The organism is Thiomicrorhabdus hydrogeniphila (assembly GCF_054656895.1).
Map to the genome: position 1 here is coordinate 799,748 of NZ_BAAHXL010000001.1, position 15,696 is coordinate 815,443.

General features: G+C 38.2%; 13 protein-coding genes. 4 read left to right on the forward strand and 9 right to left on the reverse strand.

All coding sequences use genetic code 11. The features are described 5' to 3' along the window. The first annotated feature begins 60 nt into the window (after positions 1-60). A complete protein-coding gene (locus tag ACYQ0E_RS03405) occupies positions 61-804 on the forward strand; it encodes a DsbC family protein (RefSeq protein ID WP_460186844.1) in 744 nt (247 codons plus the stop codon). Positions 805-862: 58 nt separating this feature from the next. Here the strand turns inward: ACYQ0E_RS03405 and ACYQ0E_RS03410 are convergent, their stop codons facing one another. The 5 genes from ACYQ0E_RS03410 to ACYQ0E_RS03430 all read right to left on the reverse strand — a co-directional run bounded on the left by ACYQ0E_RS03410 (position 863) and on the right by ACYQ0E_RS03430 (position 7,095). Then, on the reverse strand, positions 863-1,330 hold the full coding sequence (locus ACYQ0E_RS03410) for a CopD family protein (protein ID WP_460186845.1): 468 nt from the start codon (positions 1,328-1,330) through the stop codon (positions 863-865). A 16-nt stretch (positions 1,331-1,346) separates the two neighbouring features. Next, entirely contained in the window at positions 1,347-2,195 is an 849-nt protein-coding gene (locus ACYQ0E_RS03415; RefSeq protein ID WP_460186846.1) for a sulfurtransferase, read from the reverse strand. Between the two features lie 330 nt (positions 2,196-2,525). Further along, a complete protein-coding gene (locus tag ACYQ0E_RS03420) occupies positions 2,526-3,248 on the reverse strand; it encodes a TIGR04211 family SH3 domain-containing protein (RefSeq protein ID WP_460186847.1) in 723 nt (240 codons plus the stop codon). Continuing rightward, on the reverse strand, positions 3,226-5,994 hold the full coding sequence (locus ACYQ0E_RS03425; RefSeq protein WP_460186848.1) for a valine--tRNA ligase: 2,769 nt from the start codon (positions 5,992-5,994) through the stop codon (positions 3,226-3,228). Before ACYQ0E_RS03425 ends, ACYQ0E_RS03420 begins: the two co-directional genes overlap by 23 nt. 309 nt (positions 5,995-6,303) lie before the next feature. After that, a complete protein-coding gene (locus tag ACYQ0E_RS03430; protein WP_460186849.1) occupies positions 6,304-7,095 on the reverse strand; it encodes a flagellin N-terminal helical domain-containing protein in 792 nt (263 codons plus the stop codon). 71 nt (positions 7,096-7,166) lie between these two features. Between ACYQ0E_RS03430 and ACYQ0E_RS03435 the strand changes: the two genes are divergently transcribed. Next, positions 7,167-7,601 (forward strand): hypothetical protein, encoded by a 435-nt coding sequence (locus tag ACYQ0E_RS03435; RefSeq protein ID WP_460186850.1) that lies wholly within the window; start codon positions 7,167-7,169, stop codon positions 7,599-7,601. Between the two features lie 167 nt (positions 7,602-7,768). Here ACYQ0E_RS03435 and ACYQ0E_RS03440 read toward each other — a convergent pair whose 3' ends face one another. The 3 genes from ACYQ0E_RS03440 to ACYQ0E_RS03450 all read right to left on the reverse strand — a co-directional run bounded on the left by ACYQ0E_RS03440 (position 7,769) and on the right by ACYQ0E_RS03450 (position 10,052). Then, complete coding sequence (locus ACYQ0E_RS03440) at positions 7,769-8,248, reverse strand: flagellar basal body-associated FliL family protein (RefSeq protein WP_460186851.1); 480 nt, start codon at positions 8,246-8,248, stop codon at positions 7,769-7,771. Between the two features lie 202 nt (positions 8,249-8,450). Further along, positions 8,451-9,698: an ammonium transporter gene (locus ACYQ0E_RS03445; RefSeq protein ID WP_460186852.1), complete on the reverse strand. Its 1,248-nt coding sequence runs from the start codon at positions 9,696-9,698 to the stop codon at positions 8,451-8,453. A gap of 15 nt (positions 9,699-9,713) precedes the next feature. After that, complete coding sequence (locus tag ACYQ0E_RS03450; protein WP_460186853.1) at positions 9,714-10,052, reverse strand: P-II family nitrogen regulator; 339 nt, start codon at positions 10,050-10,052, stop codon at positions 9,714-9,716. A gap of 207 nt (positions 10,053-10,259) precedes the next feature. Here ACYQ0E_RS03450 and ACYQ0E_RS03455 point away from each other — a divergent pair, with 207 nt between their 5' ends. Together ACYQ0E_RS03455 and glnE are read left to right on the forward strand one after the other, a co-directional pair. Continuing rightward, positions 10,260-11,012, forward strand: a complete 753-nt coding sequence (locus ACYQ0E_RS03455) for a hypothetical protein (protein WP_460186854.1) — start codon at positions 10,260-10,262, stop codon at positions 11,010-11,012. 290 nt (positions 11,013-11,302) lie between these two features. Beyond that, entirely contained in the window at positions 11,303-14,038 is a 2,736-nt protein-coding gene (gene glnE / locus ACYQ0E_RS03460; RefSeq protein WP_460186855.1) for a bifunctional [glutamate--ammonia ligase]-adenylyl-L-tyrosine phosphorylase/[glutamate--ammonia-ligase] adenylyltransferase, read from the forward strand. Between the two features lie 127 nt (positions 14,039-14,165). Here glnE and glnA read toward each other — a convergent pair whose 3' ends face one another. Next, complete coding sequence (gene glnA, locus ACYQ0E_RS03465) at positions 14,166-15,572, reverse strand: type I glutamate--ammonia ligase (RefSeq protein ID WP_460186856.1); 1,407 nt, start codon at positions 15,570-15,572, stop codon at positions 14,166-14,168. Positions 15,573-15,696: the final 124 nt, after the last annotated feature.

Sequence of the window (15,696 nt, forward strand, 5' to 3'; positions counted from 1 at the left end):
ACCATCACAAAATTTACATACCCAATAAAACTAATTAATTATTTATTAAGGGCACAGTCGATGATTAAGATCATGCAAAAAAAAATATGGGTAGGCGTTTTAACGGGAGCCGTTTTATTAACAGGAGCGCCTTTAAGCCAAGCTGCTGACGATACTGCAATAATTAAGCAACGCTTACAGACCATTATTCCGACAAATGCCAAGCATGCTGTGATTACTAAAACATCAATAGATGGACTTTATCAAATACAGCTGGGAATGACTGTTGTGTATATGTCTAAAGATGGTAAGTATTTAGTTAATGGTAATGTGGTAGATTTAGATACACAAATTAATCTGACTCGTGAAGCGCAAGCTAAAGCCCGTAAAGTTGCATTAACGGCCATTCCTGAGAACAGTATGATTATTTATCCCGGAAAAGCCGGTAAAACCCAGCATACTATTACTGTATTTTCAGATATTGACTGCCCATATTGCAGCAAACTGCATAAAGAAGTACCAGAGTTAAATGCGGCAGGAGTCACAGTAAGGTATATTGCTTTTCCAAGAGATGGTGTTGATTCGCCATCGTATAAAAAATCGGTATCTGTTTGGTGCGCGGACGATAAAAAGACCGCAATGGATAAGGCGATGCAAGGTGAGCCAATTCAGAGCAAAACCTGTAAAAATCCTATAAAAGAGCACATTAAACAAGCTGAAATTTTTGAGGTAAATGGTACGCCTAATATTATTTTAGAAAGTGGAGATTTATTACCAGGTTATGTACCTGCTAAAAAGCTTATTCAGATGTTAAATGTATCTTAACTGACAAAAGTAATATATTTAAAACGATAAAAACCAGCTTAACGCTGGTTTTTTGCTATTACCAGTAAGGTCCTGTAACACCAATAATGGCTTCAAAGATTCCTAGAAAAAGATTGATGATAATAATGGGACGCATTTTAGTGTTAATGATGTTTCCTGCTTCAGGAAAAGAAGAGGAGTCAACAGCCAGTTTTAGTTGTTGATAAGGTTTAAAGTAAAGCCAAGCAAAGAGAATAATCATTACCCAACCCAAAATGTGCATAAAATGAAGGTATAAAGGGGTCGTGTCTGTAGCAGTAAATCGATATTGCCAGTCTAAATAGCCCGTTATAATTAACAGTACAATAAACAACCAAACCCATTTAAAAAACCGAGTAAAGATAGCAACAAATAACGGTAATTTAATATTGGACGGCATGGGCATTACCGCAGGTCTAAAGACTTGATAAACTAAAAATATACCGCCAACCCATAGGGTAGCGGAAATAATATGAATGGATATGGCAAGCAGGTCAATTAACTGCATAAATGTACTCTTTGTTTTAGAAAGGCAGGCCTTCTTCAATTGGTAATGAAGGATCTACTGACCATTCATTCCAAGAACCAAAATACATCTTAACATTTTTAATACCTGCAGATTTCAACGCAACAAAGGTGTTAGATGCACGAGCACCTTTAAAGCAATAAAGATAAACAGGTGTATCTTTAGTAATGCCTACGGTTTTACATTCCGCTAAAATTTCGTCAGGTGATTTAAACATAGGCACTGCACCAGGCTTCATCATTCTATACCATTCAATCCATACCGCACCAGGTAAGCGGCCTTTTCTTGGACTAAAGTCTTTACCATAAGGGGATGAGCTCTCGGCAATCCATTCATCTACGTCACGTACGTCTAATAGAGCTATTTCACTGCCTAAAGCCTCAAGTACCTGGTCTTTATCAACCATATATTCACTACCACTGTCTTTAACAGGAAAGGTTTTAGGTTCTGGCGTTGAAGGTTCTTTGCTAATTGTTAAACCTTCAGCAACCCAGCTTTGATAACCGCCTTGCAGAATTTTAATTTTTTCATAACCTAAATAACTCAGTAGAAAATAACCACGACAAGACTGGCCAAATCCTGTGTCGAGTGAATCTTCATAAAGGGTAGCGGTTTCTTCACCAGATAGTCCCGCCGCGCCAAACATCTCTGCAAATTTACTTTTAAGTTCCAGCACACCTTCAGGAGTAGAGCTTGCTAAAAATGTAAAGATGTCATGGATATTGACGGCATTTGGGATGTGACCAATAGAATATGCTTCTGGTGAACGAGTATCGATAAGCACTACTTTTTCGTTTTGGCAGATTTGCTCTAAGTTTGCAGCATTAATTAACAACGAATTTGACATGGTTTATATCCTTTTATTGTAGAAAGAAAAGGTTGAATGACGGCGTTGTCGGGTTAACCTTAAATAGATGAGCTAAAATTTTTAGTAGTATATAAAGAGAGGCTACTGACCAATAACATTGCAGTATTTGAACCAGATGAATTAAAGGTTATTAAAATCAGTAGGTTAAGGTTTTAAAGAGGGTTTTTAAAGGTAAATTCAGGTATTGTTTGTTATTAAATGTAAACAATTAATTACATTTAATAACAAGTAGAGGGTAAGATTGGGCGTAGATATATTAAAAAAGCGACATAAAGCCGCTTTTTTAACTAGAAAAATGACATGTTTGAGTTATAACTCACCCCATTTTTTACGTTTAGAAGGAGCTCTAAAGAAACGTCCTAATATTAAACCAAGAAGTAAAACGCCACCTCCTGTTAAGAACCACTGACGTTTTACAGAGTCGCCTGCTTCGTCAATTTGTTCTTTCATAATGGCATTTTGGTTCTCTAATTGGCTAAGGCGTGCTTTCATATCTTGGTTTTGTTGGTCAAGCTCAACCGCGTTGGTTGATATCGCTTTAAGACGTTCTAGCTCTTTACTTAACTCAAATTTTTCTTGCTTGGTAGTAGAAAGTTCGCTGTCTGTTTCGGTATAGCGTGTTTTTAAAGTATCTAATTCTTGCTGAAGTCCGTGATATTTCTCTTCAACATCTGTTGTTTTTTTAATTTGAGCCGCTAATCGATCTATTGCAACAGGTTGGCTTTGCAAGACAACAGAAGGTAACCAGCCAAGGTACGTTTTACCTGATTTTTTGTATTGTACTTGTGCCCAGCCATCTTTATCTACTTCAAGAATTTTAACGGCTTCACCAGATTTAAGCATACGAGAAATCTTGTATTTATAACCCGCACCACGTCGCATAGGGACTTTTAAAGAGTCACTAATGTAGTTTGTATAGCCTTTTTCTGCGGCATTTGCGCTAGAAATAGGTGCACTAAAGCCAATAGCGGCAATAATCGCTAAGCTAAGAGCGCTTTTGTGTAAAGGGTTATAGCTGCTGAATTTTGTCATTTTGAGCCTCTAGATTTTTAAGAGCGGTTTCATAATCGCTTAATTTTTTGCGTTCATTGGCAACAACGTCTTCTGGCGCCTTTGCAACAAAACCAGCATTATTCAATTTACCACTTAGACGTTTGATTTCGCCTTGAAGTTTACCCATTTCTTTACTTAAACGAGCAAGTTCGGCATCTTTATCAATTAAGCCAGCAATAGGAATCAATACTTTCATTTCGCCAACAAGAGCCACGGCAGATTCAGGTGCCTTGGCTTCATCTTCAAGAACAGTAATGGTTTCTAGCTTAGCTAAAGACTGTAAGTACACGCGGTTATTATTTAACCAGGCCTGGTCATTTGTATTTAAGCCGGCAAGTAATACATTAAGTGCTTTACTTGGTGCAATATCCATTTCTGAACGTATTTTACGTACACCAACAATAAACTGTTTAACCCATTCAAGCTCTGCAATGGCGGCGGTATCTATTTTGCTTTCATCCGCTTCTGGGTAGGCTTGTAACATAATGGTGTTACCTTGTTTACCAGCTAGAGGTGCAACGGCTTGCCAAGCTTCTTCAGTTATAAATGGAATGATAGGGTGCAGTAAACGTAATAAGGTTTCTAAAACACGAACCAGTGTTTTACGTGTGCCACGTTTCGCCGCATCTGAACTCTCTTTATTTAGAATGGGTTTAGCCAGTTCTAAATACCAGTCACAGTATTCGTTCCAGGTAAATTCGTACAATGCGGTTGCGGCTAAATCAAAACGATAAGTTGCAAAATGTTTGGCAACTTCTGTTTCAACTTCTTGTAAACGAGAGGTAATCCAGCGGTCTGCTAAAGAGAGTTCAATGTCTAAAGACTCATCAACACCTGTGTCAAACCCTTCGGTGTTCATTAACACATAACGTGTGGCGTTCCATAGTTTATTGCAGAAATTGCGATACCCTTCGGCACGGTTTAAGTCAAAACGAATATCACGCCCTGTTGAGGCAAGTGAAGCAAAGGTAAAACGAATCGCATCGGTACCAAAAGCGGGAATACCATCGGCAAATTGTTTACGAGTGTCTTTTTCGATTTTGGCAGCTTTTTCAGGCTGCATCATGCCGTATGTACGTTTAGAAACTAAGTCTTCTAATTCAATACCGTCAATTAAATCAATCGGGTCTAAAACGTTTCCTTTTGATTTAGACATCTTTTGGCCTTCGGCATCTCGTACTAAACCATGTACATAAATCTGTTTAAACGGTACTTCACCCGTGAACTTTAAGCCCATCATTATCATTCTGGCTACCCAGAAGAAAATAATGTCAAAACCAGTCACTAAGACCGATGTTGGGTGAAATTTTTCTAGCTCAGGCGTTTTTTCTGGCCAACCTAAAGTAGAGAAAGTCCAAAGTGCAGAGCTAAACCAAGTATCTAATACATCATTGTCTTGATTTAGTTCAAAGTCGGCATCTAAATTGTATTTAGCGCGAACGGCTGCCTCATCATGCCCAACATACACTTTGCCGTCATTGTCATACCAGGCTGGAATGCGGTGACCCCACCAAATTTGACGAGAGATACACCAGTCTTGAATATTATTCATCCATTCAAAATAGGTGTTTTCCCAGTTTTTAGGCACAAATTCAATGTCACCGTTTTTAACGGCATCAATGGCTGGTTTGGCTAGAGATTCAACGGCTACATACCATTGGTCAGTTAAAAAAGGTTCAATAACCGCGTGCGATCGGTCGCCACGAGGTACCATTAATGTATGCGGTTTTATGTCTTCCATTAAGCCTAATGCTTCAAGATCAGCAATAGCTTGTTTACGCGCTTCAAAACGGTCTAGGCCTTGATATTTTTCTGGGGCTTCTTCGTTAATACATGCGTCAGCTGTAAAAATATTTAGCATAGGTAAGTTGTGGCGTTTACCCATTTCATAATCGTTAAAATCGTGTGCAGGGGTGATTTTTACACAACCTGTTCCAAATTCTAAATCAACATAATCATCCGTAATAATTGGGATTTCACGACCAACCAAAGGTAAGGTAATGGTTTTACCTACTAAGTGTTGGTAACGTTCATCTTCTGGATTTACTGCAACGGCTTGGTCACCAAACATGGTTTCTGGACGTGTGGTTGCAACCACTAAGTAACCAGAACCATCGGTAAGAGGGTATCGCATATGCCATAAATTACCTTGCTCTTCTTCAGAAATAACTTCTAAATCAGAAACTGCAGTATGTAAAACAGGGTCCCAGTTCACTAGGCGTTTACCACGGTAAATTAAGTCTTCTTCATACAGTTTTACAAAGACTTCTTTAACGGCTTCAGAAAGACCGTCATCCATAGTAAAGCGTTCGCGACTCCAGTCTGGTGAAGCACCCATGCGGCGTAACTGTTTTGTAATGGTGCCACCAGACTCTTCTTTCCATTCCCAAATTTTTTCAATAAATTTGTCGCGGCCTAAATCATGACGTGTTAACCCTTGTGCGGCTAATTGGCGTTCAACCACCATTTGCGTTGCAATACCAGCATGGTCTGTACCAGGTTGCCACAGAGTGTCATTGCCTTTCATGCGGTTGTAGCGGATTAAGGTATCCATAATGGTATCTTGAAAAGCATGTCCCATATGCAAGCTGCCCGTCACGTTAGGTGGCGGAATCATTATGCTATAAGGTGCGGCGTCTGGATTTTGAGGTTTAAAGTAACCTTGGTTTTCCCAGGTCTGATACCATTTTGTCTCGATTGTATTGGGGTCGAAATGCTTTTCCATAGAACTCTTAATCTGCTTGTAATTTTTAAAAAATAATAATCGAAAGATTATAGCAATCGAGGAACGTATTGTCTTAACTAACTGAATAGGTTAATGGGATTTTTTTACTTTAATGCTTAGAAATAAATTTTTTATACTAAACAAAGCTTATTGATTGGGTATAAAAGTAAATTACCAGGCCTGGTAATTTCGGAAAAATAAAATGTTTGATTGTTTTGTGTTTTTGGATAACTAAGGAATATTTAATAACGGTGTTACAAGGTGGTTAGTGGCTAATGACGAGGGTTGTTATTAGCCACTAAAGCAATATTAACTATTAAGAAGTTGTAATACCGATGCTCGTGCTTGATTCGTGTGAGCTTGCATAGCAATAGAACTGTCTAGTAAAACATCTTGTTTAACTTGATCCGCAACGGTTTTAGCATAGTCAGTATCGCTAATTTGACTGCTAGCAGCTGAACTGTTTACAGATTGATTTTGCCCATTATCAATATAAGAACTCAATGCATTCTGCTGAGCGCCAAATTCACTACGTTGATTACTAACCTGCTCAATAGCCAATCCCAGATTTTGCAAAGCGGTGCTGGTGTCACCTGTACTGCCAATGTTTAAACCAGAAAGAGATAAGCCGCTAGAGGTTAAGGTTGGCAAGTTTACATCTGTAGTAGAATCACCCAAAGCTAAACTTATTGAACTGGAGTCACCATTTAATAAGTTTTGGCCATTAAATGAGGTTGATTGTGCAATTTGGTCAATCGCTTGTAAATTTTGTTGAAACTCTTGATTAAGACTGTCTTGTTGGCTACTGTTTAAGGTGCCGTTTGATGCTTGAATGGCTAATTCATTCATACGTTGCAAGTAGCTATTAACAGAGTTACTGGCACTGTCTGCCGTTTGTAGCATAGAAATACCTGTATTGGCATTTTGTACACCAATATCTTGTGTATTAATTTGAGTGTTTAAAGCATTTATAACCGCTAAGCCTGCAGAATCATCTGCCGCTTGGTTGATGCGTTGCCCACTCGCAAGGCTTTGTGCCGTAGAACTGACGTTGGGCGTGTACATGTTTGACGAAATTGAAGAATAACCGCTAATTGCCATGCTAAAATCTCCTTTCATTAACGTTATATATAATTTAAGTTTACGCTTTTTACAGAATTAAGGAAAGCAGAATGTCTTGTTGTTCAGGTAGTTACTGTCAGTTTAAATTTCCAGAAGGTCCGCCTTTGGTGGATAATGCGGTGACTAATTTAAATGCAACCTATCAATTTTTACCCTATGGCACTTTATTAGAACCAGGTGAAACAGTACGCATTTGGATGGAAAATGGCCAAGCTAAACCTGTTTTTTTAGAAGAAAAAATTGTATTAACCTTCACTGAAAATGGGCCTGTTCCAGTAGGGGATAGCCAATATAAAGACTACCCTTGGCAGATTATTGCTTTTGACAGTGGGTTTTCTTATGAAGATTTAATGGCTTGGAAAAATCACCCTTTATATAACGAGAATGAAACTGCAGTTTTACTGCATTTTAATCACCCTATAGAAGTAAAGCCCAGCCTTAAAATGATCTGGTTAAAGTGGTTATATAAGTTAAGGACGCTTTAAACTTTTGTTTAAATACCTATTTATTAATTTTTACCAGGCCTGGTAAAATATTAAAAATTGATAAAGTGCCAGAATGGCTAAGTTTCTAAATAAAAGCCCTCGTTAAACCATGTGTTTAACGAGGGCTTTTTTATTAAGTATTGTCAGATGATTGATTTACTGTGCGGTTATTGCATAACAAAACGGTCTAAATATACGTCTTCTAGTAATCCAGGATATAAGTTGTGTTTTTCTAATATTTTTTTAGCCACTTCCAGTGCCTCTGCTCTCAATTGATCGGGACCCTCTGGTGTTTTAAGTTTTGTGTAAGTTTGGTTGCGTAATAAACGATCAATATCATTTTTTAAAATAGGGCGTAAGTACTCCATTTCTTCAATCAGTTGCGGATAGTAAGTCATAAATTTAAAGTCGACCGCTAAAAATTTGGCTTTACCTTCACCTCTAAAATTCACCACGATTTTATCCATCGAAAAATATTTAGGCACTTTTTCTTCAGGTGCTTCAAACTGCTTGTATTTAGATGAATAAGGGGTTGCTTCTGCTTCATCGCTTGCTTGGCTGTAAGTAGGTAATAAACAAAAGATAGACAGTAATAAAATGCTAAATACTTGCTTTAAAGGTCTTGATGTTAGGAGTTGTTGATTCATTTAATATGCTCTAATTTAAGTTGCTTTTGATTTGGCAAGCTGTGTAATTAACGTATTTTAACTTGCTTAACGTTGCTTTAGAAGTGCTTATTTATGATAGTTTAGATATAAAAAAACCCCGCGGGAGCGGGGTTTGATTTAAGTCAATAAAGAGACTGTGTTTTTTAGATAAACACTATATCGTTTATTTGAATCTTGAATGTTATTTTGTAAACTCTGGGTAAGCTTCCATTCCACATTCAGATTGGTCAACACCTTCGTACTCTTCTTCCTCAGTAACACGCAGACCCATAACCGCTTTGATGATTCCCCAAACAATTAAGCTTGTAATGAATACCCATGCAAAGATTACACCCATACCTGTTAACTGAGCAACAAGAGTTGCATCAGGGTTAGTGAAAGTAACTGCGATAAGACCAAAGATACCAACAACACCGTGAACTGAGATAGCACCTACTGGATCATCAACTTTAAGTTTAGAGTCGATGAATAAGATAGCTAATACTACGATGATACCACCGACAAGACCGATTAGAGTTGATTCAACGGCTGTTGGAGTTAGTGGTTCAGCTGTGATAGCAACAAGACCCGCTAAAGCACCGTTTAACATCATTGTTAAGTCTGCTTTACCAAACTTAAGTTTAGACATGATTAATGCACCGATTACACCACCTGCGGCAGCCATAAGAGTGTTAACAAAAACCATTGCTACAGCGTTTGCTTCGTCAACGTTAGAGATTTTAAGCTCAGAACCACCGTTGAAACCAAACCAACCTAACCATAGGATAAATGTACCTAAAGTTGCTAAAGGTAGGTTAGCACCAGGAATAGCGCGAGACTCACCGTTTGGACCATATTTACCTTTACGAGCGCCTAGTAGTAATACACCCGCTAAAGCTGCAGAAGCACCAGCCATGTGAACAACACCAGAACCTGCGAAGTCAAGGAAACCTAGACCATCTAAGAAACCACCACCCCATTTCCAGAAACCTTGCATTGGGTAAATGAATGCAGTGAAAACAATGGCAAAAGCAAAGAATGACATAAGCTTCATACGTTCAGCGACCGCACCAGAAACAACTGACATCGCAGTAGCAACAAACACTACTTGGAAGAAGAAGTCAGACATACCTGAATAGTAAGGAGCGTCATCGCCACCAGCCATTACTGCTGCTGCTGTGTTGTCACCACCAATTAGGAAGCTGATACCAGGGAAGAAACTATTTACTGCTTCACCAGGGTACATAATGTTATAACCAACAAGCATGTACATAATACAAGCGATGGCAAAAAGACCGACGTTCTTAGCTAAGATTTCGGTTGTGTTTTTTGTACGTACAAGACCTGCTTCTAGCATGGCAAAACCAGCTGCCATCCACATAACTAATGCACCAGACATTAGAAAATAAAAGGTATCAAGTGCGTAACTTAATTGTGATATTTGTTCCATAATCAAATTCCTTTCTTAAAGAGCGATGTCGCCAGTTTCTTCCGTACGAATACGCACAGTTTGTTCTAGAGGCATAACAAAGATTTTACCGTCACCAATTTTGCCTGTTTTAGCAGATGTGCTAATCGCTTCAATAACGTTATCAAGTTTGTCATCACTTACGGCGATTTCTAAACGGATTTTTGGAAGAAATTCAATCGCATATTCAGCTCCACGATAAATTTCAGTGTGACCTTTTTGACGGCCAAAACCTTTAGACTCTGTTACTGTCATACCTTGCACATCAATATCATGAAGTGCTTCGCGTACGTCATCGAGTTTAAAAGGTTTGATAATTGCAACTACCAGTTTCATACTAACCCCTCGGATTTATTAAATATAATATGTTCGTAAGTGTAATAGCGTTAGGTGTGCCAGTTATTTTAAAGTAGAATATTTACAACAACTTATAATGTAATTGGGGCGTTTTTAGTTGTCATTTAACGAAAATGCTAAGCGCTCTTGGTTTAATTGTGGTGCTTATCTTGTTTATTTTGGTGCGTTTTAATAATGGTGGTTTTTTTGCGTAAATTTCCTAAAATTTTTTTGGCTATATTTATTCAATTATTCGTGTTGGTATTTATTGCAGGTGGTGTGTATGTGGTTCAATACTTTATCGCTCCTCCTTATCCTTACTGGTTGTTGGTTCTTATTCAGGCAACTATAGCAGCGACAATCAGTTGTAAATTGGGTTTGCCTTGTTGGTGGCGATGGATCCAGTTTTTATTACCAATAGGGCTTTATATTGGTGTATTAATTGATTTTAATCCACTTTGGGCTTTGGTTTTATTTGTGTTAATTTGGCTTATTTTTGCTAATACATTAAAAGAAAGAGTCCCACTATATTTAACGAATCAAACCACCAGAGAAGCATTAAAAACGTTGGTAAAACGAAGCCGAAATATTCGATTCTTAGATTTGGGTTGTGGTTTAGGAGGTAATGTTGCTTTTATGTCACAGCAAAAGGCCGTGGTTGAGTCTCACGGTGTAGAAACCGCTCCTTTGCCCTATATTGTTTCAAAATGGATTACGATGTTCAGAGGTGGGCAAACATACGCGATGGATATTTGGAAAACGGAGCTTGCATATTATGATCTTGTGTATGCTTTTCTTTCACCAGAACCCATGCCTAAGTTATGGCAAAAAGTAAAAGATGAAATGTTGCCCGGTTCAACCTTTGTGAGTAATAGTTTTGCTGTGCCAGAAGTAGAACCAAGTGAGATATGGGAATTGTCTGACGAACGTAAAACAATATTGTATATTTATCGTTTATGAAGTTATAGGAAGAAGTCATGTGTATTTATATACTGTGATGAATTATTCAGTATTGGAAAATCAGCCAAAAATTTAAGAGCTCGGCCTGTGTAGAATTTGTGTTTTATTCATTATAAAACGCCACATTTACTCTAAATTATTTAGCAGATCAGTTTATAAACAGTAAAAAACATACAAAAAATAGTAAAAACACCAGTTAAAAAAGCATTAAATTGTATATAAATACGGTTTTACCAGGCCTGGTAAAACCGTTAAATGAATCAAAATAGAATTGATTTTATGGAGAAAAAATGACTTATTCTGTTGCCGAAGCCTTGTCTTGGAGCCCTTTTACGGAACGTTTGACACAAAAGTTTCCTGAACTTTTAGAAGAAGAAAATTATATAAATCAATGGCCACAAGGTGAGTTATATCAACAGGTTTATACTGATGCGACTCAGGCTCAGGATGACAAAGAGTTGGTAAAAAGGTTGCGTGTACAGCGTAATTGGCAAATGGGACGCATTGCTTTAAGAGACTTAATGGGCTTATCTGAGTTAGAAGAAGTTATGTTGGCCGCTTCAGAGTTAGCGGACTCATTAGTTAATGCCTCGTTGGATTGGCATTATGCTAAGTTTTGCGAACGTTATGGTACGCCGATAGGCAGTGAATCTGGTTTGCCGCAAAAATTGATTGTTATTGGTATGGGTAAGCTAGGTGGGCAAGAATTAAATTTCTCTTCTGATATTGATCTGATTTTTGCCTATCCCGAACAGGGTAGAACTCAGGGAACGACTAGAAGCATTCCAAATGATCAGTTTTTTATCCGTTTAGGGCAGGCGGTTAATAAATCATTAGTCGACTACACAGAAGACGGATTTGTTTATCGTGTTGATATGCGATTACGCCCGTTTGGTGACGCGGGGCCTTTAGCAATTACGTTTTCAGGTTTAGAGCATTATTACGAGATTCACGGGCGAGCATGGGAGCGTTATGCCTTGGTTAAAGCCCGTGCTATGGCCGGCGATAAAGATGAATGTGAATCTCTGTTTCAAATTCTTAGGCCGTTTGTTTACCGCCGTTATGTTGATTTTAGTGCCATGGAATCATTACGTGAATTAAAACAAATGATTATGGCCGAAGTTAAAAAGAAGGGTATGTTACAAAATGTCAAACTTGGGCCAGGTGGGATTCGGGAAGTAGAATTTATTGTTCAGGCTTTTCAGTTGGTGCATGGCGGGCGTGATCATGGTCTTCAAGGCCGTCGATTAATTCCGACTCTTGCTCATCTTTTAGAGCGAGGGTTTATTGAGAAAAAAGAACATGATGCATTATTAGAGGCTTATATTTTCTTGCGTAGAGCTGAGAATAGATTGCAAGAATGGAATGATCAACAAACGCATGATTTACCTTCAGATGAATATCAGCAAGCCTGTTTAGCAAATTCAATGGGGTTTGCCAATTACCAGGATTTTTTAGAGGTTTTAAATAAACATCGTCATTTTGTTGAAGCGCAATTTAAAGAAGTCTTTGCAGTAGAAGAAACGAGTTTAGAAGTAAATAACTGGAGCAAAATTTGGCTAAGTGGAATTGATAGCGAAGAAGATGTTAGTGATTTTAATTTAGATGATCCAAGTGCTTTTATTAAGCACATTCAATCTTTTAAACAAAGTCGATCTGTTGCACATTTAGGAACAGAAGGTATTGAGCGTTTAAATGCATTTATGCCTTTGTTACTTAACGAATTATTTGAACAAGGTTACAGTGAAATTATGCTCGTTAGAGCATTAAAAATCATAGAAAATGTGGTGCAGCGAAGTGTGTATTTAGTGTTGCTAAATGAAAATCCACAGGCTCTGAAAAATTTGGTTATGTTAATTGAGGTCAGTCCCTGGTTAACCGATATGCTGGCAAAATATCCAGCCTTAATGGATCAGCTTATTGACGAACGTTCTTTGTATGCACCGTTAGAATTAGATTCTTTAAATAGTGAAGTATCCGCTATTCTTAAAGGCTGTAGTGGTGATGAAGAATGTTTTATGGAGCAAATTAGGCAGTGGAAACATGCACAAGTTTTTAAAGTAGCCGCTGCAGACGTAACAGGCAATGTGCCAATTATGAAGGTAAGTGATTACTTAACTTGGATTGCTGAAGCTGTATTAAATGGGGTTGTAGAATTTGCGTGGCAACTTATGCTTGATAAAAATGGTTTGCCAGGAGGTTTGGATCCCAAACAACCAAGAAACCCTTTTTTAGTTTTAGGTTATGGAAAAGTTGGCGGTATCGAATTGGGGTATGGTTCTGATTTAGACATTGTAATGTTGTATGAAGGTCTTAGCCCAAGTGCATCAGCCACAAATGAGCGTGGTCGACAATTAGAAAATTCCTTATTTTTTGTACGAATGGGGCAAAAAATTATTTCACTCATAACGACATTAATGCCAGCAGGTGTTCTCTATGAGGTAGATACACGTCTAAGGCCTAATGGTGCTTCAGGGATGATGGTAACGGATTTTGAGAGTTATAAGTCTTATATAGAAAATAAAGCCTGGAATTGGGAGTATCAAGCGTTAACTCGTGTAAGAGCGGTGGTGGGTGATTCGCAAAGTCGAGAAGCGTTTGATACATTTAAAAAGACCTTTTTACAGCAGACGCGTGATAAAAATGCGGTAAAACTAGAAGTGGTTGATATGCGCAATAAAATGCGTGAGTCTCTAGATAAATCAACCGAAACCCTATTTGATTTAAAGCAGGGGGTTGGAGGAATTGTTGATATTGAATTTATGGTGCAATATCTAGTTTTGGCCTATGCGCACGAATATGAAGCTATTACGGAGTTTTCAGATAATATTAGAATATTAGAGACGATTGCTTCTGTAGGTTTGTTAAAGCCCGATCAGGTTGAAAAGTTAACGACAGTATATAAAACATACCGTTCAAAATATCATAGAGTGGCACTGCAAAATGATAAAGCGATTGTTAAGCAAACCTGTTATTTACAAGAGAGAGAAGCTGTAAGTTCTATATGGAAGCAGTTAATTGAATAAAGGAATCTTATGTCTTAATGACAAAGCCTTGTGATTAAGGCTTGATTCTTTCTTTTAATGCATAAATTTAGGACATAAAAAAACCGCCTTGTTTTGGCGGTTTTTTTATAACTAAGATAATCTTAGATTATGCAGAGTAGTACATGTCAAACTCAATTGGGTGAGTTGTAGCACGTAAGCGCGTAACTTCTTCCATTTTAAGTTCAATGTAAGCGTCAATAGCAATATCTGTCATAACACCACCTGCTTTTAAGAACTCACGGTCTTGGTCAAGAGCGTCTAGAGCTTCTTCTAAAGAAGCACAAACTGTTTTGTAAGTTGCTTCTTCTTCTGCAGGAAGGTCATATAAATCTTTTTCAGAAGGTGCACCTGGGTCAATTTTATTGATAATACCGTCAAGCCCGGCCATCATTGACGCTGCAAATGCTAGGTATGGGTTAGCAGTAGGATCTGGGAAACGCAATTCTACACGACGCGAACGCTCTGAAGGTGCGTAAGGAATACGAATAGAAGCAGAACGGTTAGAACCAGAGTAGGCTAATAAAATTGGCGCTTCAAAACCAGGAACTAAACGCTTATAAGAGTTTGTACCAGGGTTAGTAAATGCGTTTAATGCACGAGCGTGTTTCATTAAACCACCAATGTAGTAAATAGCTTCTTGAGAAAGGCCTGAGTAAACATCACCAGCAAAAATGTTTTTACCTTCTTTAGATAAAGACATATTGATGTGCATACCATTACCATTATCACCTACAATTGGCTTAGGCATAAATGTTGCCGTTTTACCTAAAGCGTGTGCTGTGTTGTGCACACAATATTTAAGAATTTGAACTTCATCCGCTTTAGCTGTTAATGTGTTACCTGCAACAGCAAGTTCACATTGACCAGCAGTCGCTACTTCGTGGTGATGAGCTTCAATATCTAGCCCCATTGCTTCTGCCATTGCGCAGATATCAGCACGTAGTTCATGTAGTTGATCAACTGGTGGAACTGGGAAGTAACCACCTTTGATGCTAGGACGGTGACCAACGTTACCGTCGGCAAATGTTTTTTCAGAGTTCCAAGCGGCTTCGTCAGCGTCAATCTTAACGAAAGAACCAGACATGTCGGCTCCCCAACGAACGTCATCAAAGACAAAGAATTCTGGTTCAGGACCAAAGAATGCCGAATCTGCAACGCCAGTAGATTTTAAATAAGCTTCTGCTTTTTTAGCGATAGCGCGAGGATCTTTTTCATAACCTTCCATCGTAGCTGGTTCAATAATCATGCAACGAATGATGATTGTTGGGTCATTAGTAAAAGGGTCCAAAACATACCCGTCAGTTTGTGGCATAAGAATCATGTCAGAGTTGTTAATTCCTTTCCAGCCTTCAATAGATGAACCATCAAATGTTTCGCCATCCACAAAGAAATCTTCGTCGATGCTCTTAGCAGGGATTGTTACATGCTGTTCTTTACCGTGTGTATCTGTGAAGCGTAAATCCGCCCACTTAACGTCGTTTTCTTTGATCATGTCAAAAATAGCTTGTGGCATTGTTAATGTCCTTTTTCATCTAGTGAATATAAAATTTATAACATGATGATAATAGCGTGAACTGTGCCAGGAATCCAATAATTTTTTCGAATGTTTTAAAGACCTTTTTTATCAAGAGGTTATG

What these genes read in the sequence shown, in the direction of transcription:
- ACYQ0E_RS03405 (WP_460186844.1), top strand. Translation starts at nt 61, where the DNA reads ATGATTAAGATCATGCAAAAAAAAATATGGGTAGGCGTTTTAACGGGA.
- ACYQ0E_RS03430 (WP_460186849.1), bottom strand. Translation starts at nt 7,095, where the DNA reads ATGGCAATTAGCGGTTATTCTTCAATTTCGTCAAACATGTACACGCCC.
- ACYQ0E_RS03450 (WP_460186853.1), bottom strand. Translation starts at nt 10,052, where the DNA reads ATGAAACTGGTAGTTGCAATTATCAAACCTTTTAAACTCGATGACGTA.
- ACYQ0E_RS03425 (WP_460186848.1), bottom strand. Translation starts at nt 5,994, where the DNA reads ATGGAAAAGCATTTCGACCCCAATACAATCGAGACAAAATGGTATCAG.
- ACYQ0E_RS03445 (WP_460186852.1), bottom strand. Translation starts at nt 9,698, where the DNA reads ATGGAACAAATATCACAATTAAGTTACGCACTTGATACCTTTTATTTT.
- glnE (WP_460186855.1), top strand. Translation starts at nt 11,303, where the DNA reads ATGACTTATTCTGTTGCCGAAGCCTTGTCTTGGAGCCCTTTTACGGAA.
- ACYQ0E_RS03415 (WP_460186846.1), bottom strand. Translation starts at nt 2,195, where the DNA reads ATGTCAAATTCGTTGTTAATTAATGCTGCAAACTTAGAGCAAATCTGC.
- ACYQ0E_RS03420 (WP_460186847.1), bottom strand. Translation starts at nt 3,248, where the DNA reads ATGACAAAATTCAGCAGCTATAACCCTTTACACAAAAGCGCTCTTAGC.
- ACYQ0E_RS03440 (WP_460186851.1), bottom strand. Translation starts at nt 8,248, where the DNA reads ATGAATCAACAACTCCTAACATCAAGACCTTTAAAGCAAGTATTTAGC.
- glnA (WP_460186856.1), bottom strand. Translation starts at nt 15,572, where the DNA reads ATGCCACAAGCTATTTTTGACATGATCAAAGAAAACGACGTTAAGTGG.
- ACYQ0E_RS03410 (WP_460186845.1), bottom strand. Translation starts at nt 1,330, where the DNA reads ATGCAGTTAATTGACCTGCTTGCCATATCCATTCATATTATTTCCGCT.
- ACYQ0E_RS03435 (WP_460186850.1), top strand. Translation starts at nt 7,167, where the DNA reads ATGTCTTGTTGTTCAGGTAGTTACTGTCAGTTTAAATTTCCAGAAGGT.